A 25,549-nucleotide genomic window follows, 5' to 3' on the forward strand; every position below is an offset into this window, starting at 1 on the left:
GGCTCACGGTGCCCCCGCGTCACGGCGTCACCGCGTCGCGGTCTCATCGCCGCGGCGGCTCCCCGTCGATCGGCCGCCCGAGCACCCCGGGCCGCAGCTGCCAGGGCTTCGGGCCGGTCGGCGGCCGGTAGGCGACACCGAGCGCGTCGAGCCGCCCGTAGTGCGCGGTCATCCGGCGCTCGAAGTCCGCGAAGTCCCGCTCCGCCGGGGCGGGCAGGGCGCTCCAGGCCACCTCGGCGAAGGCGGCCAGCCGGGGGAAGACCTGGTAGTCGACGCGGGCGGAGTTCTCCATCACCTCGGACCAGACATTGGCCTGGGTGCCGAGGACATGGCGGGCCTCGTCCTCCGTCAGTTCCTCGGGAACCGGCTCGAACCGGTAGACGTTCTCCAGGGTGCGCACGAATCCGATCGGCACCGGCTCATCGGGGCCGCCGTCCTGACGGTGGTCCAGATACACCTGCTGCTCGGGGCACATGACGACATCGTGGCCGGCCCGCGCGGCGGCGATCCCGCCCTCGTAGCCGCGCCAGGAGGAGACCGTGGCGCCCTCGGCGAGGCCGCCCTCCAGGATCTCGTCCCAGCCGACGAGGCGGCGGCCCCGCGTGGCGAGCCAGCCGTCGAAGTGCCGGATGAACCAGGACTGGAGCCCGTCCTCGTCCTTCACCCCGAGTTCCTGGATCCGGGCCTGGGCCAGCGGGGAGTCGCGCCACTGGTCCTTCGGGCATTCGTCGCCGCCGACATGGATGAACTCGCCGGGGAAGAGTTCCAGGAGTTCCTCGAACACCCCTTCGTAGAAGCGGAGGACGTTGTCAGTGGGGGCGAGTACGTTTTTGGAGACGCCCCAGGTGTCCCAGACGGAGAGGGAGGTGGTGTCGGTGACATCCGTGTTGCCGAGTTCCGGATACGCCGAGATGGCGGCCTGCGAGTGCCCCGGGATGTCGATTTCGGGGACGACGGTGATATGCCGCTCGGCGGCGTAGGCGACGATCTCGCGGATGTCGTCCTGGGTGTAGAAGCCGCCGTGCGGCCGGTCCTCCCACAGCGGTGAGGCGCGGTGCCCCCATTTGGTGCGTGAGCGCCAGGAGGCCACCTCGGTCAGCCTCGGATGGCGCTTGATCTCGACGCGCCAGCCCTGGTCGTCCGTCAGATGGAAGTGGAAGACGTTGAGTTTGTGCGCGGCCAGCAGGTCGAGATAGCGCAGCACGCCTTCCTTGGGCATGAAGTGTCGGGCCACGTCCAGCATCATGCCGCGCCAGCGGAATCGCGGCGCGTCCTCGATCCGGGCCAGCGGGAGCCGCCACTCGCGGCCGGGCAGCGGGGCCCGCCGGAAGGCGTCCGGGCCGAGCAGTTGCCGCAGGGTCTGCGCCCCGCGGAAAAGCCCGGCGGGGTCGGCGCCGGTCAGGTCCACGCCGTCCGCGGTGATGTCCAGGCGGTACCCCTCGGCGCCGAGTCCGCCGCCGATCTCCGGGTCCAGGGAGAGCCGTACGGCGGGGGTGGCGCGGTCCGTGTCCGCGGTGGCGGGGGCGAAGGGCAGTCCGGTCGCGGCGCCCAGTTCGGCGCGCAGCCAGCGGGCCGTCGTCTCCGTCCCCGCGCCCGCGACCAGGGCGGTCTCCGGTCCCAGCGAGAGGGAGCCGTCCCCGTCGGCCGTCACCCGCAGGGGCGCCGGAATCAGTTCCGTAGGCGAAGTAACAGACACGGAAGTCCCCTCCGTAGAAGTCGAGGTCGTGGAAGCCGAGGCCACGGAAGCCGAGGTCCCGGGAGTCGGGGTCCCTGGAGTCGGGGTCCCTGGAGTCGGGGTCCCTGGAGTTGAAGTCACGGAAGCCGAAGTCGCGGGAGTCGAGGTCACGGAAGCCGAAGTCATGGAAGTCGGGGTGGCGGAAGTCGCGGAAGTCAAGGTCGCGGATGGATTTTCGGCGGGAATCGCGTCGGAAGGCACGTCAGAAGTCATCTCCGAGAGGCTCGTCGGTACCGGTGGGTTCGAGCAAGGGGATCAGTCCTTGACCGCTCCGCCCAGTCCGGAGACCAGTCGCCGCTGGACCAGGACGAAGAAGACCAGCACCGGAATCGTCATCACGGTGGACGCGGCCATCACGCCTCCCCAGTCGGGGTCGTCGGGTTTGTAGAAGACCAGCAGGGCCATCGGAAGGGTGGACTGGGAGGTGTCGCTGATGATGAAGGAGCGGGCGAACAGGAAGTCGTTCCAGGTCGAGATGAAGGAGAACACACTCGTGGCCACGAGGCCCGGGAAGACCAGGGGGAAAAGGATCTGCCACATGAATCGCGAGCGGCTCGCCCCGTCCAGATACGCGGCCTCCTCCAGCGCTTCCGGCACCGCTTTCACGAATCCCCGCAGCATCCACACCGCGAAGGGCAGGGAGAAGGCGATGTGGGGCAGGATCAGCGCGCCCAGGGTGTTCAGCTGGCCGAAGTCCCGCATGAGGAAGAACAGCGGGATGGTGAGCGCCTCGATCGGCACCATCTGGGCCACCAGGAACATGATCAGCACGGTGGTCCGGAAACGGAACTTGAATCGGGTGACGGCGGTCGCCGCGAGAAAGGCGATGAGCGCCGAGGCGATGACGACACAGCTCGCGACGAGCAGGCTGTTGAGGAAATACCGGCCGAATTCCTGCTGCCCGAACACCCGCCGGAAGGAATCCAGCGACGGGGACAGCGTCCAGGGCCGCGGCTCGGTCGACTCGATCTCACCGGCAGGTTTGAAGGCGCTCAGCACCATCCAGTACAGCGGGAAGGCGACGGCGACGGCGATCAGCAGCGCGGACGCCTCGGCGGCGAGGCGCCAGGGGCGCCGGGGCCGCCGTACCAGAGAACGCACGACACTCACAGTTCCTCCCCCTGGCGGCGCAGCAGCCGCAGATAGACCAGGGTCACGGCCAGCAGGATCAGCAGCATCACGACGCCGATCGCCGAGCCGAGGCTGTACTGCGAGGACGCGAACGCCTGCTGGTAGGCGTAGACGTTCAGGACCATGTTCTGGCCCGCGATACCGCCGCCGTTGGTCATGACATAGATCTGGGTGAAGACCTTGAAGTCCCAGATCACCGACTGGATGGTGACGATCACCAGGATCGGGCGGAGCATCGGGGCCATCACCGAGCGCCAGATCCGCCACTGCGAGGCGCCGTCCAGGGAGGCCGCCTCCAGCACCTCGGTGGGGATGGCGCGGATCCCGGCGTAGACGGTGACCATCACGAACGGGAAGGAGCACCAGACGACTTCGAGGAGCACCAGGAAGAAGGCGCTGTAGCGGCCGTAGGTCCAGGAGTGGTCGCCGAGGCCGAGGATGCGGTTGACCGGGCCGAAGTCCGGGTCGAACAGCAGCAGCCAGACGGTGGAGCCGGTGACCGCCGGGGTCGCCCAGGCGCCGAGCGCGGCCATCATCAGCGCCAGCCGGGGCAGCGCCCGTACCCGGGTGAGCAGCACGGCCAGCGCGCAGCCGACCGCGAGGGTGGAGACCACACAGGCGGCGGCGAAGACCAGGGTGGAGACCAGCACCGTCCAGAACTGCTCGTCGCCGAAGAGTTCGGAGTAGTTGCCGAGGCCCTTGAAGGTGGTCGGTTCGCCGCCGCTGACCTGGGCCTGGGTGTACTCCAGGAACGAGATCAGGCCGAGCTGGTAGATCGGGTAGACGAGCAGCCCGCCGAGGACGACGAGGGCGGGGGCGAGATAGAGCCAGGGGGTCCAGCCGGTCCGGCGTGCGCCCGGCCGCCCGGAGGGGCCCGGGGCACGGCCGGTGATCCGGCCGCCGCGGGGGCGCGGGACGCTCTCGGTGTCCCGCACCCGGCCGCGGTGCTCGCCCCCTGTCTTACTGGGTGCGCTCACTGGACGTCACCCCGCGGACGCGAACGACGCGTCCATCTTGTCGGCCGCGTCCGCCGCGGCGCCCTTGACGTCGTTCTTGCCGCTGACGATCTCCTGGAACATGGTCGGCAGGACCTGGGAGGCGTCGATCTCGGCCCAGGCCGGGGAGGCCGGGACGAACTTGGGCTCGGCGGCGAGGGTCTGCACGAAGGGCTCGATGAAGGAGTCCTTGGTGGCGGCCTCGTCCCGGACGTCGGCGTAGGTCGGCAGGAAGCCCATGGCGTCGAAGAGCTGGCCCTGGGTCTGCTTGGAGGCCAGTTCCTGCATCAGGTCGACGGCAAGGCTGCGCTTGGAGGTGCTCTTCAGGACACCGATGTTGTTGCCGCCCGCGAACGCCGGGGCGATCGAACCGGCCTCGACGCCGGGCAGCGGCACCACCGCGTACTTGCCCTTGACCGCGCCCGCCTCCACCGCCTGGTGGCTGAAGTCGCCGCCGATGGCCATGCCGGCCTTGCCGGAGGCGAAGGCGGTGACGGTGTCGTTGCCGCCGAAGCCGGCGCACTTGGCGGCGGGACAGTTGTCGTCGCCGAACAGCGAGGTGTACGCCTCGATGCCCTTCTGGGCGGCGGCGCTGTCGATCGCGGAGGCGAAGGAGCCGTCCTTGCCTGTGGCGATCTCACCGCCGTTGGCCCAGATGAAGGGCATCGCGCCATAGGTGTAGGCGCCGCCGACGGCGAGACCGTACAGGTCCGGCTTCTCCTCGCGGATCTTCTTGGCGGTGGTGATCAGCTCGGCCTGGGTCTTCGGCGCCTCAAGGCCGAGTTCCTCGAAGACATCGGTGCGGTAGTAGAGGGCGCGGACGCCGACGAAGAAGGGGGCGCCGTAGACCTTGCCGTCCACGGTGACGGACTGGCGGGCGGTCGGGTCGGCGTCCTTGGCCTCGTCCCAGGCGTCGAACTCCTCGGTGATGTCGGCGAGTCCGCCGTCCTTCACATAACCGGCGGTGTCGGTGTTGCCGTACTCGATGAGATCGGGGGCGCTCTTCGGGTCGTTGAAGGCGGCCTTGATGCGCTGGGCGCGGGTCTCGACGGGGATGTACTCGATGGAGACCTCCGCGCCCTCGTGGGTCTTCTCGAACTCCTGGACGACGGATTCGACGACCTGTTCCTTGGGCTGGTTGTTCACCTCCTGGAAGAGCCAGACCCGCAGGGTGCCGGTCTTCTCGTCCTCGCTGGAGGCGGAGTTGTCGGAGGTCGAGGGGGCGCAGGCGGCGCCCGCCAGCAGGGCGGGGACGACCAGCAGAGAGGCCATACGGACGGACAGCTTCATGGAGTTGCTCCTCCGGGAGTGCGTTGCATCGTTGCAACATGCGCAATGCCTGTTTCGCTGTGCACAACACCCCGGAGGTTAAGGAGTCGATGAACGGACTTACAAGAGGTCTCAACCACTCTGTGACCGGGCGACGCATTCCCTGCAACGGGCGCCCCTCGGACAGAACGCGCAAAAGCCCCCGAAGTGTGCCGGAACACACCTCAGGGGCCTCTGTTCGTCCGCGTACGGCCCGGCGGGCCGGGGGCTACTTCTTGCCGCCGCCCTTGCCGCCCTTACCACCCTTGCCGTCATCCCCGCCGGCGCCCATGGACTCGTAGATCTCCTTGCACATGGGACAGACGGGATACTTCTTGGGGTCGCGGCCCGGCACCCAGACCTTGCCGCACAGCGCCACGACGGGGGTGCCGTCGAGGGCGCTCGCCATGATCTTGTCCTTCTGGACGTAGTGGGCGAAGCGCTCGTGGTCACCGTCACCGTGGGAGGTCTGCGGCGTCGGCTCTACGAGGGTCCCCGTACCAGTCCCGCGCTCGGGCTCAAGAGTGCTCATAAAGACCAAGAGTACTGAAGCTCACACCGTTCGGTCCGGTGACGTCCCCCAGGGCACCCACCGGCCGCGCGCTCAGTTCAGCGACGGATCGTCCGGGTACGTCGCCACCATCGCCAGCTCGTTACGCTGGCGGCGCAGCACCTCGCGCCACAGCCGCTCCGGCTCCGGCGAGGAGACGTCCCCGGGCTCGGACTCGACGACGTACCAGGCGCCCTCGGCCAGCTCGTCCTCCAGCTGGCCGGGGCCCCAGCCGGCGTATCCGGCGAAGATCCGGAGCGAGCCGAGGGCGGAGGCCAGCAGCTCCGGCGGGGCCTCCAGATCGATCAGGCCGATCGCGCCGTGCACCCGGCGCCAGCCCAGCGGCGCCCGTTCGGCCGAACCGCCGCCCGGGATCACGGCGACCCCGAGCGCCGAGTCCAGCGAGACGGGGCCGCCCTGGAAGACGACACCGGGCTCGCCCGCGAGGTCCGCCCAGTTCGCCAGGATGTCGCCGACCCCCACCGGGGTGGGCCGGTTGAGGACGACACCGAGCGAGCCCTCCTCGTCGTGGTCGAGGAGCAGCACGACCGCGCGGTCGAAGTTCGGGTCCGCCAGGGCGGGAGTGGCCACGAGCAGCCGCCCTGTGAGCGAGGACACCTCGGTCATGCCTGCCATGATCCCGCATCTTCCTGTCACGTGGGGAGGCAATGGCCGCGCCCGGAAGAGAGCAGGCCCGGGGCGGAAGGAAGCGCCCCCGGCGCACGGACCCGGCCGGGCACCGAGGGTCCGCCCCGGCCGCGTGGTGACCCCATGTGCCCGGCCGGGCGCGGTTCGTGTTGTGACACAGCTATGACAGGGCTGCGCCCTCCCATGGCTTACGGCAGGGGGGCCGACGGCGATTAGTCTGTGTCTCCGGCCCCACCCGCACTCCACGGAACGCGAGATTCATGACCGTCAACGACGATGTCCTGCTGGTCCACGGCGGAACCCCGCTGCAGGGCGAGATCCGGGTCCGCGGTGCGAAGAACCTCGTGCCGAAGGCCATGGTGGCCGCGCTGCTGGGCGGTGAGCCGAGCCGGCTGCGCAATGTCCCGGACATCCGTGATGTCCGGGTCGTCCGGGGCCTGTTGCAGCTGCACGGGGTGACGGTCCGGCCCGGCGAGGAGCCCGGTGAGCTGGTCCTCGACCCGACGTACGTCGAGAGCGCGAATGTCGCCGACATCGACGCCCACGCCGGTTCCTCGCGCATCCCGATCCTGTTCTGCGGTCCGCTGCTGCACCGCCTCGGCCACGCCTTCATCCCGGGCCTCGGCGGCTGCGACATCGGCGGCCGGCCCATCGACTTCCACTTCGACGTGCTGCGGCAGTTCGGCGCGACGATCGAGAAGCGGGCGGACGGCCAGTACCTGGAGGCCCCCAAGGGCCTGCGCGGTACGAAGATCCGGCTGCCGTACCCGTCCGTCGGCACGACCGAACAGGTGCTGCTCACCGCCGTGCTGGCGGAGGGCGTGACCGAACTCTCCAACGCGGCCGTGGAACCGGAGATCGAGGACCTGATCTGCGTCCTCCAGAAGATGGGCGCCATCATCGGCGTCGACACCGACCGCACGATCCGCATCACCGGTGTCGACAAGCTCGGCGGCTACACCCACCGGGCCCTCCCGGACCGCCTGGAGGCCGCGTCCTGGGCGTCGGCGGCGCTGGCCACCGAGGGCGACATCTATGTCCGCGGCGCGCAGCAGCGTTCGATGATGACGTTCCTGAACACCTATCGGAAGGTGGGCGGCGCCTTCGAGATCGACGACGAGGGCATCCGCTTCTGGCACCCCGGCGGCCGGCTGAAGTCCATCGCGCTGGAGACCGATGTCCACCCCGGCTTCCAGACCGACTGGCAGCAGCCGCTGGTGGTCGCGCTGACCCAGGCGACCGGCCTGTCCATCATCCACGAGACGGTCTACGAGTCCCGGCTCGGCTTCACCTCCGCGCTGAACCAGATGGGCGCGCACATCCAGCTCTACCGCGAGTGCCTCGGCGGCTCCGACTGCCGCTTCGGCCAGCGCAACTTCCTCCACTCGGCGGTCGTCTCCGGCCCCACCGCCCTCCAGGGCGGCGACCTGGTCATCCCCGACCTGCGCGGCGGCTTCTCATATCTCATCGCCGCGCTGGCCGCCCAGGGCACGTCCCGCGTCCACGGCATCGACCTCATCAACCGCGGCTACGAGAACTTCATGGAGAAGCTGATGGAACTCGGCGCGAAGGTGGAACTCCCGGGCAAGCCACTCGGCTGACCCCCGGCCGCCGCACCCCGGCCGGACCCAACACCCCCCCGGCTGGGGGTCCGGGGGTCATCCCCCGGGCAGACACAGCATGGAGAAGCTGATGGAACTCGGCGCGAAGGTGGAACTCCCGGGCAAGCCACTCGGCTGACCCCCGGCCGCGGCACCCCGGCCGGACCCAACACCCCCCGGCCGGGGGTCCGGGGGTCATCCCCCGGGCAGACACAGCAGCTCATGGAACTCGGCGCGAAAGTGGAACTCCCAGGCAAGCCACTCGGCTGACCCCCGGTACGCCGATGGGCGGTCACCCGGCTGGGGGTGACCGCCCATCGGCGGCTACTGCGACGTCCCTACGAAGGGGCGCGGGGCTGTATCAATGTGCGGCGGCTCCGCCGCGTGGGCGCGACCGGCCACAACGGGTCGGCGGACGCCAGCGGCACCGAGCCCCCACAGCGATGCGCGCCCCTACTTGCCCTTGGCCGCTTCCTTGAGCTTGGAGCCCGCCGAAACCTTCACGCTGTACCCGGCCGGGATCTGGATCGGGTCACCGGTCTGCGGGTTGCGGGCGGTACGAGCCGCACGGTGGGTGCGCTCGAAGGTCAGGAAGCCGGGAATGGTGACCTTTTCGTCGCCCTTGGAGACGATGTCGCCCACCACCTCGGCGAACGCGGCCAGCACGGCGTCGGCGTCCTTGCGGGTCACCTCGGCGCGGTCGGCCAGGGCGGCCACCAGCTCACTGCGGTTCATGTTGTTACTCCCGTGTTCATCTTGCCGTTGAGGCGTGCCATACGGCGGAGCCGCATATTGGGCACAGCGAAGCCGATGCTGCCAGGTCCCTCGGACGATCCCCGGACCCGGGGTCCGCCCTCAGACGCTCGCGCCTAGAGACGCATCCTGCCCCTACCTGCGGCGGGAATGCCAATCCGGCACCCGCTCGCGTCGTGAGAACACCCTGGGGAGTCACACGAAAAGAGGGCCTGAGCCTGGCGACACCCTAGATGCCCCTCGACGCCGGTCGGTTCCGCGACGCGCCGGGGCCGGGGCCCGCACGGCGATGCGCACAGGCCCTTCACAGCCCGTCCGGCACCACCCGCGGCCCCCGCTCCGCACCGCCAGCCTACGACGCCGCTCCGGCAGCCGCCTTCGCGGCCTCCCGTACGGCACCGGCCACCGACGAGGCGACCTTGTCGTTGAAGACGCTGGGGACGATGTAGTTCGGATTCAGCTCGTCCTCGGTGACGACATCCGCGAGGGCCTTCGCCGCCGCGAGCATCATGTCGGTGTTCACCGTCCGGGACTGCGCGTCCAGCAGTCCGCGGAAGACACCCGGGAAGACCAGCACATTGTTGATCTGGTTGGGGAAGTCCGAGCGCCCGGTGGCCACCACCGCGGCCGTCTCACGGGCCACCGAGGGCTCGATCTCGGGGTCCGGGTTCGCGAGCGCGAACACGATCGCGTTGTCCGCCATGGCCGCCACGTCGTCCCCGTCCAGCACGTTGGGGGCGGAGACGCCGATGAAGACGTCCGCGCCCCGCACGGCCTCCTTGAGGGTGCCGGAGAGGTGCTCGGGGTTGGTGTTCTCGGCGATCCAGCGGAGCGTGGAGTCGGAGGCGGCCCCGGCCAGGTCCTCGCGGTCGGCGTGCACCACGCCGTGGATGTCGGCGACCACCGCGTTCTTCACCCCGGCGGCCAGCAGCAGCTTCAGGATGGCCGTACCGGCCGCGCCCGCGCCGGACATGACGACCCGTACGTTCTCGATCCCCTTGCCGACCACGCGCAGCGCGTTGGTGAGCGCGGCGAGGACGACGATGGCGGTGCCGTGCTGGTCGTCGTGGAAGACGGGGATGTCGAGGGCCTCGCGCAGCCGGGCCTCGATCTCGAAGCAGCGCGGCGCGGAGATGTCCTCCAGATTGATGCCGGCGAAGCCCGGGGCGATGGCCTTGACGATCTCCACGATGGCGTCGGTGTCCTGGGTGTCCAGGCACAGCGGCCAGGCGTCGATCCCGGCGAACCGCTTGAACAGGGCCGCCTTGCCCTCCATCACCGGCAGCGCGGCCTTGGGGCCGATGTTGCCGAGGCCCAGCACCGCCGAACCGTCCGTCACGACCGCAACGGAGTTGCGCTTGATGGTGAGGCGGCGGGCGTCCTCGGGGTTCTCGGCGATGGCCATGCACACCCGGGCCACACCCGGGGTGTAGATCATCGACAGATCGTCACGGTTGCGGATGGGGTGCTTGGACTGCATCTCGATCTTGCCGCCGAGGTGCATCAGGAACGTACGGTCGGAGACCTTGCCCAGCGTGACGCCCTCGATACCGCGCAGCTGCTGGACGATCTGGTCGGCGTGCGCGGTGGAGGTGGCCGCGATCGTGACGTCGATCCGCAGCTTCTCGTGCCCGGAGGCGGTGACGTCGAGGCCGGTGACCGAGCCTCCGGAGGACTCCACGGCGGTGGTGAGCTGCGAGACGGCCGTTCCGCTCGCGGGCACCTCCAGCCGGATGGTCATCGAGTAGGAGACGCTGGGCGCCGTAGCCATGGCCGACTTCCTCTGCTTTCACGGTCTCGCCGATTCGTGCCGTCCGATCGTCGCACCTACCGCCGAGTACGTGCCAGCCGCCCCGGGTTGCGCTCATTGAGTTCACAGCAGACCCGGATCAGACCCGGACGGCCGAACGACAGACCCGATTCTAAGGGCCCTCGAAGAGTGGAACGGAAAATGCTTTCCACAATACGAGAAGAGAGGGGAAAGCCTACGTGACCCGATGAGCCGGTCACAACAAAGGAGGTCCACGTCACATCAGGACGTGGACCTCTCTGTCAAGTCAGTGACACCGACCCGCCATGCTCGCCTCGCGGCAAGTGGTCGCTCGTAGCGACGAAGGTTGGGCCCGGGGGCTTGGATCGGGCCGGTGTCACGTCCAGGCTAACAAACCGATCCCGTACGGCCATTCCCGCACCGCGCGTTCCTTCGCGCGCCGCCCCGATCGGCCGCGCGGCGGCCGGTCCCGATCGGGGCGGCGCGGGCCGTCCGGCACAGGCAGTCCGGCTCGGGCCGTCGGGCACGGGCAGGCCGGCACCGGCAGGCCGCGCGGTCAGTCCCGCAGCAGATCCGGGACGCCCGAGGCGTCGGGCTCGTCGCGGTCCTGGGAAACGATCGTGAGCTGCTGGGTCGCCCGGGTCAGAGCCACGTAGAGCACCCGGAGCCCGGCCGGGGACTCGTCGGCGATCTCGGCCGGGGAGACCACCACCGTGGCGTCGTACTCCAGGCCCTTGGCCTCCAGGCTGCCGAGGGCGACCACCCGGTCGCCGAGACCGGCGAGCCAGCGGCGGGCCTCCTCGCGCCGGTTCATCGCGACGACCACCCCGACCGTGCCGTCGACCTGCTCCAGCAGCGACTCGGCCGCCGCCCGGACCGTACGGCCCAGTCCGTCGCGGACGACGGTGAAGCGGGGGACGACACCGGTGGAGCGGACCGCGGTCGGGGACTCGGCGCCGGGCATCGCCAGGGCCAGGATCCGGGCGGCCAGCTCGGCGATCTCGGCCGGGTTGCGGTAGTTCACGGTGAGCTGGAAACGGCGGCCCCGGGAGAAGCGGCCGGTGCCGCCGGTGGAGGGAAGTGCCTCGTCCCGGGCGTGCGCGGCCTCGTCCGGGTCGGACCAGGAGGACTGGGCCGGATCGCCGACCACGGTCCAGGTGGCGGTACGGCCGCGGCGGCCCAGCATCCGCCACTGCATCGGGGTGACGTCCTGGGCCTCGTCCACGATGACATGCGCGTACTCGGTGCGTTCCTGGGCGAGCCGCTCGGCGCGCTCGCGCCGGGACTCCTCGCGCACCGGCATCAGCTCCTCCAGGCCGGTGAGCTGGTCCAGCGGATCCAGCTCGCGCTGCTTCCGGGGGCGGGCCGGGGCGCCCAGGATGGCCTGGAGCTCGTCCAGCAGGGCGATGTCGTGCACGGTCAGGCCGTCGCGCTGGAGCGAGCGGGCGACCCGGCGGACCTCGCCGGGGTTGAGGATCCGCCGGGCCCAGCGGCCGAGCCGCCGCTCGTCGGCCATCGCGGTGAGCACCCCGCGCGGGGTCAGCTCCGGCCACCAGGCGTCCAGGAAGGCGATGAAGGCGTCCTCGGAGAGGAGGTCCTCGTCGAAGGAGGCGCGCAGCTCGGCGGCCAGTTCCGGGTCGGAGTGCCGGGTTCCGGCGCCGGAGCGCTCCCAGAGGGCGTCCAGCAGCAGTTTGCGGGCGCGGGGGCGGAGGAGGTTCACGGGGGCGGTGCCGCTGAGAGCGGTGTGGCGGATGCGCTCCAGCGCCGCCGCCTCCAGCTCCAGCCGGCGCCCGAAGGCGACGACGCGCAGGCGGGTGGGGGGCGCGGAGGGGCGGGAGGGGGCGGGGGTGTCGTCGTCGGCGCCGAAGGCGAGCTGTTCGGCGGGGGCGGCGGGACCTGTGGCGCGGCCCTGTTCCAGGGCGCCCCGGGCCGCCTTCCGCAGCACCTTCAGCATCCGGTACGAGCCCTTGGCGCGGGCGACGGCCGGGGAGTCGTAGAGGGTGGCCTCGGCGCCGTCGACCAGGGAGCCGATGGCGCGGACGGCGACCTGGCCCTCCTCGCCGAGGGAGGGCAGCACGCCTTCGGTGTACGCCACCAGCAGCGGGGTCGGGGAGACGATCAGGATGCCGCCCGCGTACCGGCGCCGGTCCTGGTAGAGGAGGTAGGCCGCGCGGTGCAGGGCGACGGCGGTCTTGCCGGTGCCGGGGCCGCCCTCGACATAGGTCACGGAGGCGGCGGGGGCCCGGATGACCAGGTCCTGCTCGGCCTGGATGGAGGCGACGATGTCCCGCATGGTGTGGCCGCGGGCCTGGCCGAGGGCGGCCATCAGGGCGCCGTCGCCGATCACCGCGAGTTCCCGGCCGTCCAGGAAGGCGGTCAGCTCGGGGCGCATCAGATCGTCCTCGACGCCGATCACCTTGCGGCCCTTGGAGCGGATCACCCGGCGCCGGACCACCCGGCCGGGGTCGACCGGCGTGGAGCGGTAGAAGGGCGCGGCGGCGGGCGCCCGCCAGTCGATGACCAGCGGGGCGTAGTCCTCGTCGAGCACCCCGATCCGGCCGATGTGCAGGGTCTCGGCGATATCGGCGGTGCGGTCCTCGCGGATGGCGCCCTCGGCGGGCTCGACGGCGGTGTAGGCACCGTCCGGGCCCTTCTTGCCGTCCTTGCCGGACAGCAGGTCGATCCGGCCGAAGAGGAAGTCCTCGAACTCGTTGTTCAGCCTGCTCAGATGCACTCCGGCGCGGTAGACCTGGGCGTCCCGCTCGGCGAGCGCGCCGGGGGTGCCGACCTGGCCGCCGCGGCCCGCGTCCCGCATCAGCAGCTCGGCCTCGTGGATCTTCTCCTCCAGACGCCGGTACACCCGGTCCAGGTGGATCTGTTCGACACCGATCTCCCGGTCCCTGAGGGAGTCGAGCGCGGAATCCTGTTGCGCCTGAGCGGCCACCGGGCCCCCTTCTGACGTGCTGGGCAGCCGTTAACCGTACGCGACGCGAGCGGGGAAAGGCTACGGGCCCGCCCGGGTGATCACACCGGACGGGCCGGAGGGGGCCACGTCACCTGTTCGGAGGGCGGGTCGGGGGCGGGGCGGGGGCGGGTCGGGGGCGGTTGGGAGGGCGGTGCGGGCGCCGGTCCGGAGGCCGGACCGTGGGGCGTTCCGAGGGGCGCTCCGAGGGGATGGCCGGGCACCTGTTCGGGCGCCGCCCGGACACCGGCCCGGACGTCTGTTCGAACGTCGGTTCGGTCGCCGGTCAGGGCGCCGCACCGGGTGCCCCGGCTCAGGGCGCCCCAGCTCAAAGCGCCCCTGCTCAGACGTCGATCTCCACCAGCTTCTCGCCGTCGATGGTGACGACCTCGAAGCGGTCGATCTCGCCCGGCTTGAAGGCGGCGCCGCTCTGGATGTAGAGCGGATTCCTGGCCTGCTCGGTCTGAGCGCCCTCGATGCCGTAGCCCCACTCGGGGACGGACCAGGTGCTCATCGACTCGCGCTCGCCGTTCTCGCCGACGGCGATGAGGGAGCACTTGAGCGGGCCCTTGACGTTCTTCAGCTCCAGGACGCCGTCGGTGCCCCACGCCTTCTCCTGCATCGCGACCGTGGCGCTGACCTCGGTGGTGGGGTCGGTCGCGGAGGCCCGGTCGGGCATGGCGTCGAACGCGGTCTTCGCGGGGCTCGCCGCCGCCTCGACGGTGGGGCTCGGGGAGCCGCCGCCCTCGCTCCCGCCGTTGGTGGCCACGGCCACGAAAGGTCCGCCCACGATCAGCGCGGCGGCGGCGGCCACCATGTAGAAGGAGCGGCGCCGCTTCTGCGCCCGGCGTTCGGCGACCTCGTCGACCAGCTTCTCCGCGAGCCTCGGGGAGGGCCTGGCGGACAGCGACTCGCCGATCGCGGGGGTGCCGGTGCCGGGCAGATCGGCGAGGGCGGCCAGCATGGGCTCCATCCCGGCCAGCTCGTCCAGTTGCTGCGCACACCATTCGCAGCCGGCCAGGTGCGCCTCGAACGCGGTCGCCTCCGCGTCGTCGAGGATGCCGAGGGCGTAGGCGCCGACGGTCTCGTGCTCGTTCGGGCCCGCTGTTCCCTGCTGCATGGAGCCAGACATACCCGGGCCCCCTGATCCGTATCCCCCGTAAGTGTTCATCACGCCGTCACCCCCCGCTCCTCCAGTGCCAGCTTCATCGAGCGCAGGGCGTAGAACACCCTGGACCGCACCGTGCCGCTGGGTATCCCCAGGGTCTCGGCCGCCTCATTGACGGTACGCCCCTTGAAGTACGTCTCGACAAGCACCTCCCGGTGGGCCGGGGTCAGGTCGTCGAGGGCGTCGGACAGCGTCATCAGCCACAGCGCCTTGTCGATCTCGTCCTCCGCGGGGATGACCTCCAGCGGCGACGGATCGACCTCCTGCGGCCGGGCCTGCCGGCTGCGGTGGCCGTCGATGACGATGCGGCGCGCGACCGTCACCAGCCAGGGGCGTACCGATCCGGTCGCTCGGTTGAGCTGACCGGCGTTCTTCCAGGCACGGATGAGCGTCTCCTGCACCACGTCCTCGGCACGCTGCCGGTCGCCCGCGACCAGCCGCAGCACATAGGCGAGCAGCGGTCCGGCGTGCTCGCGGTACAGCGCGCGCATCAGCTCCTCGTCCGGTTCCGAGGGCTGGGACATGCGATGTCGGGCCCTCGATCCACGTTCATTGGCCACGGCCGCATCCTTGCGCACGCCCACCTCCGGTGTCCGGGGGTTCCCCCGAGTCGGTCGCTCGACACCGGGTACGGACACCGGGGGCCCGGTGTTCAAAGGGGGGTCACGGTTTCCGCACGCCGCTGTGACGACCGGGACATGACCGCACATTCTCACCGCGTGACCTTTACATTTCCCCCACAGTGACAAGAGGGGCACCACTACCCGTGAACTCCGGTGGGGAAACGGGGTGTTGCGTATCTCACAGGGGTGGGTGGGGTGTTGGGGTGCCCTGCGCGCGCCTCAGCCCCGGTGTGCCGGTCCCGGTGCCAATGCCGGTGCCCATGGCGGTGCCCATGGCGGTGCCGATGCCGGTGCCGGTACCGGTGCCGGTGGCGGTCCCAGAACCGCACCCTCACCCTCACCCTCACGCCCGAGCCAGCGCCGCGACCCGGCGCCGGTGCCGGGCCACCCGCTCCCGGTTCCCGCACACCTCGCTGGAGCACCAGCGGCGCCGGCGGCCCCGGGAGGTGTCCAGATAGACGACGGGGCAGTTGTCCCCCGCGCACTGCCGCAGCCCGGCGCACGCCACCGGGTCGGTGAGCAGCTCCACCGCGTCCCGGGCCAGCGCCGCGAGCAGTTCCGCGCACTCGGGCGGCCCGGCCAGCTCCCGTACGAGATCCCCGTCGGCGGCGCGTACGGCGCGCGGGGCCGGGGGCGCGGCGGCGCGGGCGAGGGCGTTGACCCTGATCAGGGAGGCGGCGGCGGTCCGGGGTCCGGGGGTGAGGCGGGAGCGGATCAGCGCGTCGAGATGGGCGCGGAGTTCACGGAAGGCCGCCGGCCAGGCGGCGTCGGCATGGGTGAGGGGGGTGCCGGACGGGACCAGTCCGGAGCCGGTGATCCAGGCGCGCAGGTCGGCGAGGGAGCCGAGCCGTTCGGCGGGGTGGGTGGTCGCGAGCAGGTCGAGGGAGAGACGTCCAGTGTCGAACCGCGGCTCGTACGGGGCCGTGGCCGTGCCGAGTGCCATGTGCCTGTCACCGCCTAAGGGTTGCCCTGGGGAGCGCGGCGCGAGGAGGCCGCGGGAGAGGGGGAACCGTTCCTCTTACAGTGCCTGCCCGCTCCGGCGACCGGAAGTCCTGGGAACCGACGGCGCCCGCCTGGAACCCGGGAACGGGAGGGCGAGGCCCGGGAACACCCGAGGGCGGAGGGCGGGGCCTAGGAACAGCGGAGGGCGGAGCCCGGGAACACCGGACGGAGCCCCGGAACACCCGCAGACGGGAACCCAGGAACACCGGAGGGCGGAGCCCGGGGAACACCGGCAGACGGAACCCAGGAACACCGGAGGGCAGACCCTAGGACCCCGCAGTCGGCGCCTCCGCGTACTTGCTGTCCGCGGCCGGGTCCAGGGCCAGCCGGTAGCCGCGCTTGACGACGGTCTGGATCAGCCTGGGGGCGCCGAGGGCGGTGCGGAGCCGGGCCATGGCGGTCTCGACGGCGTGCTCGTCGCGGCCGGAGCCGGGCAGCGCGCGCAGCAGTTCGGCGCGGGCGACCACCCACCCGGGCCGCCGGGACAGTGCCCGCAGCAGGGACATCCCGGCGGGCGGTACGGGTTTGAGGGCGCCGTCGACCAGGACGGCGTGGCCCCGGATCTCGACCCGGTGCCCGGCCAGCGGCAGGGTGCGGGCCCGGCCGGGCAGTTCCTGGCACAGCAGTTGGACGAGGGGGCCGAGCCGGAACCGTTCGGGCTGGAGGGTGCCGACGCCATGGGCCTGGAGCGGCAGCGCGGTGACCGGTCCGACGCAGACCGGCAGGACATCGTGGTGAAAGGCGGCGAGCAGCTCCGGCAGCTGGCCGCGCTCCCCGGCGCGGGACAGCAGGGAGGCGGCGGCGGGCGCGCTGGTGAAGGTGAGGGCGTCGACGCCGCGGGTGAGGGTGGCGTCCAGGAGCCGGTCGACGGGTCCGATGTCCTCCGGCGGCATCCACCGGTAGACGGGGACGCCGATGACCTCGGCGCCGCTCGCGCGCAGCGCCTCGACGAACCCGGGCAGCGGCTCGCCGTGCAACTGGACGGCGACGAGCCGCCCCTCGACGCCCTCCTCCAGGAGCCGGTCGAGCACCTCGGCCATGGACTCGCTGGACGGCGACCACTTCTCGGTGAGCCCGGCGGCCCGGATCGCGCCCTTGACCTTGGGGCCGCGGGCGAGGAGTTCCACCCCGCGCAGCCGGTCGAGCAGCGCCTCGCCGAGCCCCCAGCCGTCGGCGGCCTCGACCCAGCCCCGGAAGCCGATGGCGGTGGTGGCGACGACGACGTCCGGGGCACGCCGGATCAGTTCCCCGGTGGCGACGAGGAGTTCACCGTCGTCGGCGAGCGGCACGATCCGCAGGGCGGGGGCGTGCAGGACGGCGGCCCCGCGGCGGCGCAGCAGCGCGCCCAGTTCGTCGGCACGCCGGGCGGCGGTGACGCCGACGGTGAACCCCGACAGGGGGCCGGGGGCTGCGGATGGTCGCTGGGCGTCGTCGTCCATGGCTCTCGTCGACTCTCGTTCGTCTCGGGGCGGCTCGTGGCGTCTCAGAACGGCTCAGAACGGCTAGCGGCTGCTCGGGGCTGTTCGGGAAAGGCCGGCGGGGGCGCGGGTGGGGGGCCTGCTCTCGTCTCCTCGGTGGGACGCGGTGGTGTCTGCCGGTCGTTCACATGCCGATCGAGCCTGTCAACGGCGCGTGACAGGCTCGGATCGGGGTGATGTCACCGGTGTTACGGGTGCACCGGGGGTGTCAGACCTCGGCGTACCGGGGCGCGGTCCTCGGCTCGGCGGTGGTCCGGTCCGCGGTCCGTTCGGCGGGGCGGCGAAGGTATACGGCCCAGGTCAGGACGGAGCAGAGACCGTAGACGGCGAGGAAGGCGACGAACGCCCCGGTGCCGGTGCCGGTGCTCTGGAAGGACTGCCGGAAGGCGAGGTTGATCCCGAGTCCGCCGAGCGCGCCGACGGCTCCGATGAGCCCCATGGACGCCCCGGACAGCCGCCGCCCGTACGCGGCGGCGGCCTCCCCGGTGAGCCCCCTGCCCAGCGCCTGGCGCTGGAAGATCCCCGGGATCATCTTGTACGTGGACCCGTTGCCGAGCCCGCTGAGCACGAACAGCAGGATGAAGGCGACGGTGAACAGCGGCAGCGACTCCTGGACGCTGGCGAGGATCACGAACCCGGTGGCGGCGGCCATGCCGACGTAGTTCCACAGGGTGATCCGGGCGCCGCCGTACTTGTCGGCGAGGGCCCCGCCCAGGGGCCGGATGAGGGACCCGAGCAGCGGCCCGATGAAGGTGACGTAGGCGGCCTGGAGCGGCGTCCGGCCGAACTGGGTCTGGAGCACCAGCCCGAACGCGAAGCTGTACCCGATGAACGACCCGAACGTCCCGATGTAGAGGACGGACATGATCCAGGTGTGCGGTTCGCGTACGGCGTCCCGCGCGGCGCCGGTGTCGTTGCGCAGACTGGCGAGATTGTCCATGCGGAGCGCGGCGAGGACGGCGGCCAGCACGATGAAGGGGATGTAGATCCCGAGCAGGACGCGCGGCCCGCCCCCCGCCCCGATCACGGCGAGCCCGACCAACTGCATCACCGGCACGCCGATGTTCCCGCCCCCGGCGTTCAGCCCGAGCGCCCACCCCTTCCTCCGCAGCGGGAAGAAGGCGTTGATGTTGGTCATGGAGGAGGCGAAGTTCCCGCCCCCGACCCCGGCGAGCATCGCGCAGAGCAGGAAGGTGGTGTACGAGGTCCCCGGCTCCATCACCGCGAAGGCGACGACGGTCGGCACGAGCAGCGCGGCGGCCGAGACGATGGTCCAGTTCCGGCCGCCGAAGAGGGCGACGGCGAAGGTGTAGGGGACGCGGACGACGGCGCCGACGAGGGTGGCCATGGAGACGAGGAAGAACTTGTCGGCGGGGGTGAGCCCGTACTCGGGGCCCATGAACAGCACGAGCACCGACCACACGGTCCAGATGGAGAACCCGATGTGCTCGGAGAGGATCGAGAAGAGCAGATTCCGCCGGGCGACCTTCTCCCCGCCCTCCCGCCAGAAGGTCTCGTCCTCGGGGTCCCAGCGCTGGATCCAGCGGCTGCCGCGCCCGGGGGCGGTGGGGGACGAGGGCTCGGTGTCTGCCGTACTCGGGGCTGTCATGACGCCTCCACGGTGCTCCGGGGCTCGGGGTCTGCCTGGCTCTTCCTGGGCTCTGCTCGGGGTTCTGCGAGCGGCTGATCCGAAGGTAGAGAGGCGTCGTTTCGGCCCTGTGGCGGCGGGTGACCGGGGAGGAACGTTGCTCTCACGCGGGGGGGGGGAGGTGGGTGAGAGATGGGGCGGCGGCCTCCTAGCGGCCGACGGCGAAGGGGTTGCCGGGCGCCTGGAGATGCGGGTCGGCCGGGACGTACCGCGGCCGACCGTCCGGATCGGTGACCCGGACAAACCCGGCGGCCACCATCCGCGCCTCCTGCCGGGCCCGCATCCCCGGCAGGACATACACCCCGAACAGCACCGGGACGACGAACAGCACCCCGCAGGAGATCCCGGTGACGGCGACGACGGTGGGGTGGTCCTGGAACCGGAACATGATCGCGGCGGAGGTCGGGACGATCAACAGACACCAGAGCAGCAGCCGCACCCTGTCGCTCAGCCCCGTCTGGAGGTCCCATTCGATCCTCATCCGGAACAGCGCCACGTCCTTGTCGACCAGCGGAGGCCGGGGACCGCCGGTGGCCGCGTCCGGATACCGCGCCCGGTTCTCGGCGGCCCGCGCCAGGCCCTCCGGGCTGGGGTCGGGCTGGAGGAACAGGAACATCTCCTCCCGCCCCTGTGAGGCGTCCACGTACCGATACCCGAACTGCTCGGCGAGGAGGGCGAGCCGGGCCATCGTCCTCAGCCCGGCGAACCGCACGGTGAGCCGGACGGGCCCGCCCTCGGCCATACCCCGGAACATCTTCCTGACCAGGCGCTTGCGCATCCGCGGGCCTCCCCCGACCTCGGCTGGCGATGTACGTCAACTTTCAACGATATCAACGCGATCGGAGTGTGATCGGAGTGATTGGCGTAATCGGCGTGATCGACCAAACCGGCGTGATCGACGTGATCGGCGTGATCAACCAAACCGTCCTGATCGACGTGATCAGCGTGATCGGCGGTCACCTCAGCCGCTTCCGGCTCCCGCCCCGGCTGCCCCCTCGGCCGCCCCCTCGGCTCCCGCCACCACCCCCGCCCCGCCCCCGCTTCCCGCCCGGCGCCCCGTTCGGCCACAGCCGGGGCCGGCGCTTCGCGGCGATGTCCTCGACCCAGCCGACGGCCAGGATCGCCAGTCCGATCAGGGGCCAGACCAGTACGAACATCCAGAGCGTGTAGGTGGAGTCGAGCGCGGCGACCGCGCCCTCGTTCTGCATGAAGGGCACGTCGTAGGCGAGGTCGATGAGCGGGACCGTGGCCATGATCAGCATGTTGTGCCACAGATAGATCGTGACCGCGCGGTTGTTGGAGAGGGTGACCAGTTTGTCCCATCGGGCCAGTCGGCCCGGCAGTTCCCGCCAGGAGGGCGAGTAGAGGAGCAGGAGCACCACGAAACCGAAGGACCAGGTGGCCTGGGCCAGGGGGATGTCGTTCAGGTCCCAGCCGTCCGGGCCGAGATGCCCCGAGGCCCACCACAGTCCGAACGCCATCACCAGCGCGGCGCAGGAGACGGCCGCGTAGCGCGGGACGCGCTTGAGCAGGCCCTCGTGATGGGCGAAGCCCAGCACCCAGCAGCCGCCGTAGACCGTGAAGTCGGTCACCGCGTTGCCGGTCTCGCCGGGGATGGTCACCAGGCCCGTACCGAGGATCGCCGTGAGGGCGAGCGGGGCGAGCAGCGTCGCCCAGGGCGCCCGGCGGAAGGCCCACAGCAGCAGCGGCGAGGCGATCACGAACCAGAGGTAGGCGCGCAGGTACCACAGGGGTCCCGCCGCCTGCACCGCCCAGGTGTCCTCCAGCAGCCCGGACTTGGAACCGATCTGCCAGGGGAAGGGCGGCGCACCGAACGGGAAGAGATAGTTCAGGACCTTCAGCCAGCCCCAGACCGCCCCGTCCCCGTCCCGCCCCGGATCCCAGCCACCGGCGAACATCAGCACCAGCACCACCGCCGCGAACGCCCACAGCGGGGGCAGCAGCCTGCGGATCCGGCCCTGGATCACACCCCGGGCCGGACGCTTCAGCGACCGGGCCATCAGCGAGCCCGCCAGCGCGAACATCACGCCCATCGACGGGAACAGCACGGTCAGCCAGGCCCAGCCGAAGAGGTGGTACACGACCACCCGGACCAGCGCGATCGAGCGCAGCAGATCCAGATACCGGTCCCGGCCGCCCGGCCGCGCGCCCACCGCGTCAGCCGCGTCAGCCGGTCCCGGCCCGGCGTCCCGCCGCTCCGGAACGCCCTGCGACGGGACCGTCGCCCCCGGGACGGCGGGAGATGGGGACGGGGAGGAGTACGGGGACGAGGAGGGATACGGGGACGAGGAGGGATACGGGGACGGCGAGGGATACGGGTCGGTCATGACACCGGCCTCCGGTCGCCACTGCCCGCCGGGCGCTGCCCGGGAACCGTTCCGCCGGGTGCCCCCAGTGCCCCCGTCCGCCGCAGCTTCTGCCACCGCAGCCGCCCCCCGGTCAGCGCCGTGATCCAGGACTGGAGCAGTACGACGTACATGAGCTGGCGGTAGAGGATCTGCTGGAGGGGCAGCGAGATCAGATGGGTCATGCGCTCCCGGTCCAGCCGGAAGGCGTACGCGGCGCAGACCGCCTGGATGAGCAGGACGCCCGCCCACGCGCCGACCGTCTTCTCCGTCGGGCCGAACACCAGGCCGTAGAGGAGGAAGACGTCGATGAGGGGGGCGAGGAGCGGGGCGAGGACCATGAAGAGCGAGACCAGGGGAAGGCCGACCCGCCCGAAACGGCCGGAGGGGCCCCGGTCCACCAGCGCCCTGCGGTGCTTCCAGATCGCCTGCATGGTGCCGTACGACCACCGGTAGCGCTGCGACCAGAGCTGCTGGACGGACTCGGGGGCCTCGGTCCAGGCGCGGGCGTTCTCCGCGTAGACGACCCGCCAGCCGTCGCGGTGCAGGGCCATGGTGATGTCGGTGTCCTCGGCGAGCGTGTCGTCACTCATCCCGCCGACGCGTTCCAGCGCCGAGCGGCGGAACGCGCCGACCGCGCCGGGGATGGTCGGCATGCAGCGCAGGATGTCGTACATCCGGCGGTCCAGGTTGAAGCCCATCACATACTCGATGTGCTGCCAGGCGCCGATCAGCGAGTCGCGGTTGCCGACCTTGGCGTTGCCGGCGACCGCGCCCACGCGCGGGTCGCCGAACGGCTGGACCAGTTCGCGGACGGTGGCCGGTTCGAAGACCGTGTCGCCGTCCATCATCACGATCAGATCGTGGCTCGCGTTGGCGATGCCCCGGTTCAGGGCGGCGGGCTTGCCGCCGTTGAGCTGGCGCACCACCCGCACACCCGGCAGCCGCAGATCCTCGACGATCCGCGCTGTTCCATCGGTCGAACCATCGTCCACGACGATCACTTCGATCGGATGATCACTTGCGGCCAGCGAACGAACAGTCTGTTCGATGCACTTCGCCTCGTTGTACGCCGGTACCAGCACCGTCACCGGTTCGGTGATCGGCGGTCCCCAGCGGAAGTCGTGGCGCCGGACCTTGCGCGCATGCGCCACGGAGAGGATCAGCATCATCCCGAAGCGCCCGAACACCAGGACGCCGATCACCGCGAGCCCGACCACCAGCACATCCGTGATCCGCTCGGACGCCTGCACCAGGAACACCCAGGCGTCGCCCTTCGCCGCCTCCAGACCGGTGACCCGGGTGTGCGCGCTGGGCGCGTCCAGCGCCTTGGTCAGGGTGCTGAAGCGGTAGCCCTTGTCCTGGAGACGCGGTATGTACCGGTCGAGCGCGGCCACGGTCTGCGAACGATCGCCTCCCGAGTCGTGCATCAGCACGATCGCGCCCCGGTCCTCCTCCTTCGGCATCGCCCGCCGGATGATCTCCTCGACGCCGGGCCGCTTCCAGTCCTCGCTGTCCGCGTCGTTGACGACGGTGATGTAACCCCGGCTGCCGATGTACTCGGTCACCGGCCAGGTCTCGTTGTCCATGGCCCAGGCGAAGGACGAGTACGGCGGCCGGAACAGCGAGGTGCGGATCCCCGCCGCGCCCGCCAGCGCCAGCTGGTTCTGGGACAGCTCCCAGTCGATGCGCCCCTTGGACTGGAGGGAGAGATCGGGGTGGTTGAAGGTGTGCAGCCCGATCTCATGACCCTCGTCCACGATCCGCTGCACCAGCTTCGGATAGCGGGAGGCCATGGTCCCGGTGATGAAGAAGACGGCATGCGCGTCGTGCTCCTTCAGGACGTCCAGCACTCTCGGGGTCCAGACCGGGTCCGGGCCGTCGTCGAAGGTCAGGACCAGTTCATGGTCGGGCAGGCGCAGACTGCTGCGCCCGCCGTCCCGGGAGTCGATCACCGGACCGCCCTTGAGGACGTCCTGCGGGACCTCGCTCTTGGAGACCGGGTCCTGGACCCGGTGATCGGCCAGGATCTCGCTGTGCACATATCCCCGCAGCATCAACATCGCCATCAGGGCGACCAGGACGAGCGAGGGGAGCAGCAGCCGCATGGGCACGCGGCGGCGCCGTGGGCCGGAGGGGGCGGAGCCCCTGCGGCGGGAGCGGGTTGCCATCAGAGGAGGTACTCCGGGGACGGGGAGGATGCGGGGAGAGGGAGGGGAAGGGGGAGGGAGAGGGAGAGGAGCGGGGAGGGGGCCGCGCGGGTCCCGGTGCCGGGCGCGGTCAGGGACACGGGGTCGGCCGCACCGCCCTGCACCTCGGCCGCCCCGTCCCCCTGGATGCCGCCCGCCTCGCCGGGAGGCGTCGAGGAGGGGTCGGGGTTCTGCGGGCTGGACGGCGTGTCGGTGGGGGTGCCCGGGTCGGGCGAGGTGGTGACCGGGGGCGACGGCTCCGTGCCGGGGTCGGTCGGGCCGGTGCCGGGCTTGGTGGCCGTACCGCCGGTCCCGGCGGGGGGCTCGGGTTCCTCGGAGGTACCGGGGTCGGCGGAGGCGGTGGCCTCGTCGGTCGCGGTGGGGTCCGCGCCGGGCGAGGGGGTGGTGTCCTCGGTCGCCGACGGCGACGGGTCGGTGGCGGTCGCGCTCGGGTCGGCGGACTCGGCGGAGGTCCGCGGTTCGGGGGTGGTGTCCACCTGTCCGGCGGGCTGCCCGTCCTGCTGTCCCGGCACCGGCAGCCAGGGCGCGTGGGAGTTCCCGGACATCAGGGTGGCGACGATGACGACCGCGTAGACCGCGCAGGCCAGCGCCACCGCCATACCGATCCGCCGGTACCGCCTGCTGCGCCGCCCGGTCGCGTCGACGAACACGGGTCCGTCGCCGCCGCCGTCGGGCCCGTCCCCGGGCGCCGCGCGCACCACGCCGCTCTCCCCGACCTGCACCGCGTCCATTTGGACGGTCACCTCGTGCGGATCATGGGCATGCGCGGCCCGACCGGCTCCGGAGACCTCCCCCTCATCCGGCTGCCCCCAGGGGTCCCGCAGCGGGAGCACGGCGGTACCGTCCCCGACGCCGGGCCGCCGCACCGCGGTGGGCGGCAGCACCTCGGTCGCACCGGTGAGGGGGACGCCCCAGGAACCGACGGGGGGTGCGCCGGTCCGGCCGGGGGTGGGGGCGGGCGCTTCTGCCGGACGGGCGGCGGACGCGGGGGCTGGCTCGGTCACACCGGCCCGACCGGCGGCGGAGGCGAGCTCCGGCGCGGCATCGATCGTCGGCAGCATCTCGGTCTCCCCGGCAAGCGGCACACCCCAGGAACCAACAGACGGCCCGTCAGCCCGACCGGCAACGGACCCGGACTCGGGGACGGCATCCACCATCGGCAGCACCTCGGTCTCCCCGGCAAGCGGCACACCCCAGGAACCGACAGAGGGCCCGTCGGCCCGACCGGCGGCAGAGGCAGACTCCGGCGCGGCATCCACGGGCGGCAGCCCCTCGCCCTCCCCGGCGAAAGCCCCGGCACCGCCCTCGGCGGACAGCTCGCCGAACGCCCGGCCCCCCGGTCCCCCCTTAGGGCGCCGTGGCTCGAACGCCCGGAACGGCTCCGTAGGCTTCCCGGGGCCGTCGGGGGCAGGGGAGGCGGTGGAGGGGCCTGAGTCCGCCTCCGCATCGCCGCTCTCGTCGCCGTCCCGGTCCTGGTAGCGGCCCCCGGACTCCCTGGTCGCTCCCCCGGTGGCCGAAAGATCACCTCTCGCGGTTGCGGGCGCGGGCCATTCCGGTTGGGCGTCTTCTCGCCACTTGTTCACGTACGCACTTCCCCCCA

The 25,549-nt window shown here is 71.4% G+C and carries 19 protein-coding genes; 1 reads left to right on the forward strand and 18 read right to left on the reverse strand.

Annotated features, from left to right (window positions below):
* Positions 1–43 precede the first annotated feature (43 nt).
* The 6 genes from ABZX40_RS23335 to ABZX40_RS23360 form a co-directional block, all read right to left on the reverse strand.
* Positions 44–1,669, reverse strand: a complete 1,626-nt coding sequence (locus ABZX40_RS23335; RefSeq protein WP_355738849.1) for a beta-N-acetylhexosaminidase — start codon at positions 1,667–1,669, stop codon at positions 44–46.
* Positions 1,670–1,990: 321 nt separating this feature from the next.
* Complete coding sequence (locus tag ABZX40_RS23340) at positions 1,991–2,845, reverse strand: carbohydrate ABC transporter permease (protein ID WP_355738506.1); 855 nt, start codon at positions 2,843–2,845, stop codon at positions 1,991–1,993.
* Positions 2,842–3,759 carry a sugar ABC transporter permease gene (locus ABZX40_RS23345; RefSeq protein WP_355738846.1) on the reverse strand — a complete coding sequence of 306 codons (918 nt, stop codon included), beginning with the start codon at positions 3,757–3,759 and terminating at the stop codon, positions 2,842–2,844. Before ABZX40_RS23345 ends, ABZX40_RS23340 begins: the two co-directional genes overlap by 4 nt.
* 90 nt (positions 3,760–3,849) lie before the next feature.
* Entirely contained in the window at positions 3,850–5,151 is a 1,302-nt protein-coding gene (locus ABZX40_RS23350) for an extracellular solute-binding protein (RefSeq protein ID WP_355738503.1), read from the reverse strand.
* Positions 5,152–5,398: 247 nt separating this feature from the next.
* A complete protein-coding gene (locus ABZX40_RS23355; RefSeq protein WP_355738500.1) occupies positions 5,399–5,701 on the reverse strand; it encodes a DUF3039 domain-containing protein in 303 nt (100 codons plus the stop codon).
* Positions 5,702–5,773: 72 nt separating this feature from the next.
* A complete protein-coding gene (locus ABZX40_RS23360) occupies positions 5,774–6,346 on the reverse strand; it encodes a YqgE/AlgH family protein (protein ID WP_355738843.1) in 573 nt (190 codons plus the stop codon).
* Positions 6,347–6,627: 281 nt separating this feature from the next.
* Here ABZX40_RS23360 and murA point away from each other — a divergent pair, with 281 nt between their 5' ends.
* Complete coding sequence (gene murA / locus ABZX40_RS23365; RefSeq protein WP_355738497.1) at positions 6,628–7,968, forward strand: UDP-N-acetylglucosamine 1-carboxyvinyltransferase; 1,341 nt, start codon at positions 6,628–6,630, stop codon at positions 7,966–7,968.
* Between the two features lie 453 nt (positions 7,969–8,421).
* Here the strand turns inward: murA and ABZX40_RS23370 are convergent, their stop codons facing one another.
* The 12 genes from ABZX40_RS23370 to ABZX40_RS23425 all read right to left on the reverse strand — a co-directional run bounded on the left by ABZX40_RS23370 (position 8,422) and on the right by ABZX40_RS23425 (position 25,010).
* On the reverse strand, positions 8,422–8,703 hold the full coding sequence (locus ABZX40_RS23370; protein ID WP_004000874.1) for an HU family DNA-binding protein: 282 nt from the start codon (positions 8,701–8,703) through the stop codon (positions 8,422–8,424).
* A gap of 370 nt (positions 8,704–9,073) precedes the next feature.
* On the reverse strand, positions 9,074–10,492 hold the full coding sequence (locus ABZX40_RS23375) for an NAD-dependent malic enzyme (protein WP_355738494.1): 1,419 nt from the start codon (positions 10,490–10,492) through the stop codon (positions 9,074–9,076).
* 556 nt (positions 10,493–11,048) lie between these two features.
* A complete protein-coding gene (locus ABZX40_RS23380; RefSeq protein WP_355738491.1) occupies positions 11,049–13,436 on the reverse strand; it encodes a UvrD-helicase domain-containing protein in 2,388 nt (795 codons plus the stop codon).
* 361 nt (positions 13,437–13,797) lie between these two features.
* Positions 13,798–14,574, reverse strand: coding sequence for a zf-HC2 domain-containing protein (locus ABZX40_RS23385; protein ID WP_355738488.1), 777 nt, complete (start codon positions 14,572–14,574; stop codon positions 13,798–13,800).
* Positions 14,575–14,624: 50 nt separating this feature from the next.
* Positions 14,625–15,146, reverse strand: a complete 522-nt coding sequence (locus ABZX40_RS23390; RefSeq protein ID WP_010039908.1) for a sigma-70 family RNA polymerase sigma factor — start codon at positions 15,144–15,146, stop codon at positions 14,625–14,627.
* A gap of 442 nt (positions 15,147–15,588) precedes the next feature.
* Entirely contained in the window at positions 15,589–16,188 is a 600-nt protein-coding gene (locus tag ABZX40_RS23395; protein ID WP_355738485.1) for a CGNR zinc finger domain-containing protein, read from the reverse strand.
* Positions 16,189–16,513: 325 nt separating this feature from the next.
* Positions 16,514–17,686 (reverse strand): uroporphyrinogen-III synthase, encoded by a 1,173-nt coding sequence (locus ABZX40_RS23400; RefSeq protein WP_355738483.1) that lies wholly within the window; start codon positions 17,684–17,686, stop codon positions 16,514–16,516.
* Positions 17,687–17,933: 247 nt separating this feature from the next.
* Positions 17,934–19,334, reverse strand: coding sequence for a nitrate/nitrite transporter (locus ABZX40_RS23405; RefSeq protein WP_355738480.1), 1,401 nt, complete (start codon positions 19,332–19,334; stop codon positions 17,934–17,936).
* A gap of 187 nt (positions 19,335–19,521) precedes the next feature.
* On the reverse strand, positions 19,522–20,151 hold the full coding sequence (locus tag ABZX40_RS23410) for a hypothetical protein (protein WP_355738477.1): 630 nt from the start codon (positions 20,149–20,151) through the stop codon (positions 19,522–19,524).
* 178 nt (positions 20,152–20,329) lie between these two features.
* Positions 20,330–21,721, reverse strand: coding sequence for an acyltransferase (locus ABZX40_RS23415; protein WP_355738474.1), 1,392 nt, complete (start codon positions 21,719–21,721; stop codon positions 20,330–20,332).
* Positions 21,718–23,910 carry a glycosyltransferase gene (locus ABZX40_RS23420; RefSeq protein WP_355738472.1) on the reverse strand — a complete coding sequence of 731 codons (2,193 nt, stop codon included), beginning with the start codon at positions 23,908–23,910 and terminating at the stop codon, positions 21,718–21,720. The genes ABZX40_RS23415 and ABZX40_RS23420 overlap by 4 nt, the downstream gene beginning before the upstream one ends.
* The gene (locus ABZX40_RS23425; protein WP_355738469.1) at positions 23,910–25,010 is read right to left on the reverse strand and encodes a hypothetical protein; all 1,101 of its coding nucleotides are present in this window, start codon (positions 25,008–25,010) and stop codon (positions 23,910–23,912) included. The genes ABZX40_RS23420 and ABZX40_RS23425 overlap by 1 nt, the downstream gene beginning before the upstream one ends.
* Positions 25,011–25,549 lie beyond the last annotated feature (539 nt).

This window comes from Streptomyces sp. NPDC004610 (assembly GCF_040609715.1).
In the GTDB taxonomy this organism is placed as follows: domain Bacteria; phylum Actinomycetota; class Actinomycetes; order Streptomycetales; family Streptomycetaceae; genus Streptomyces.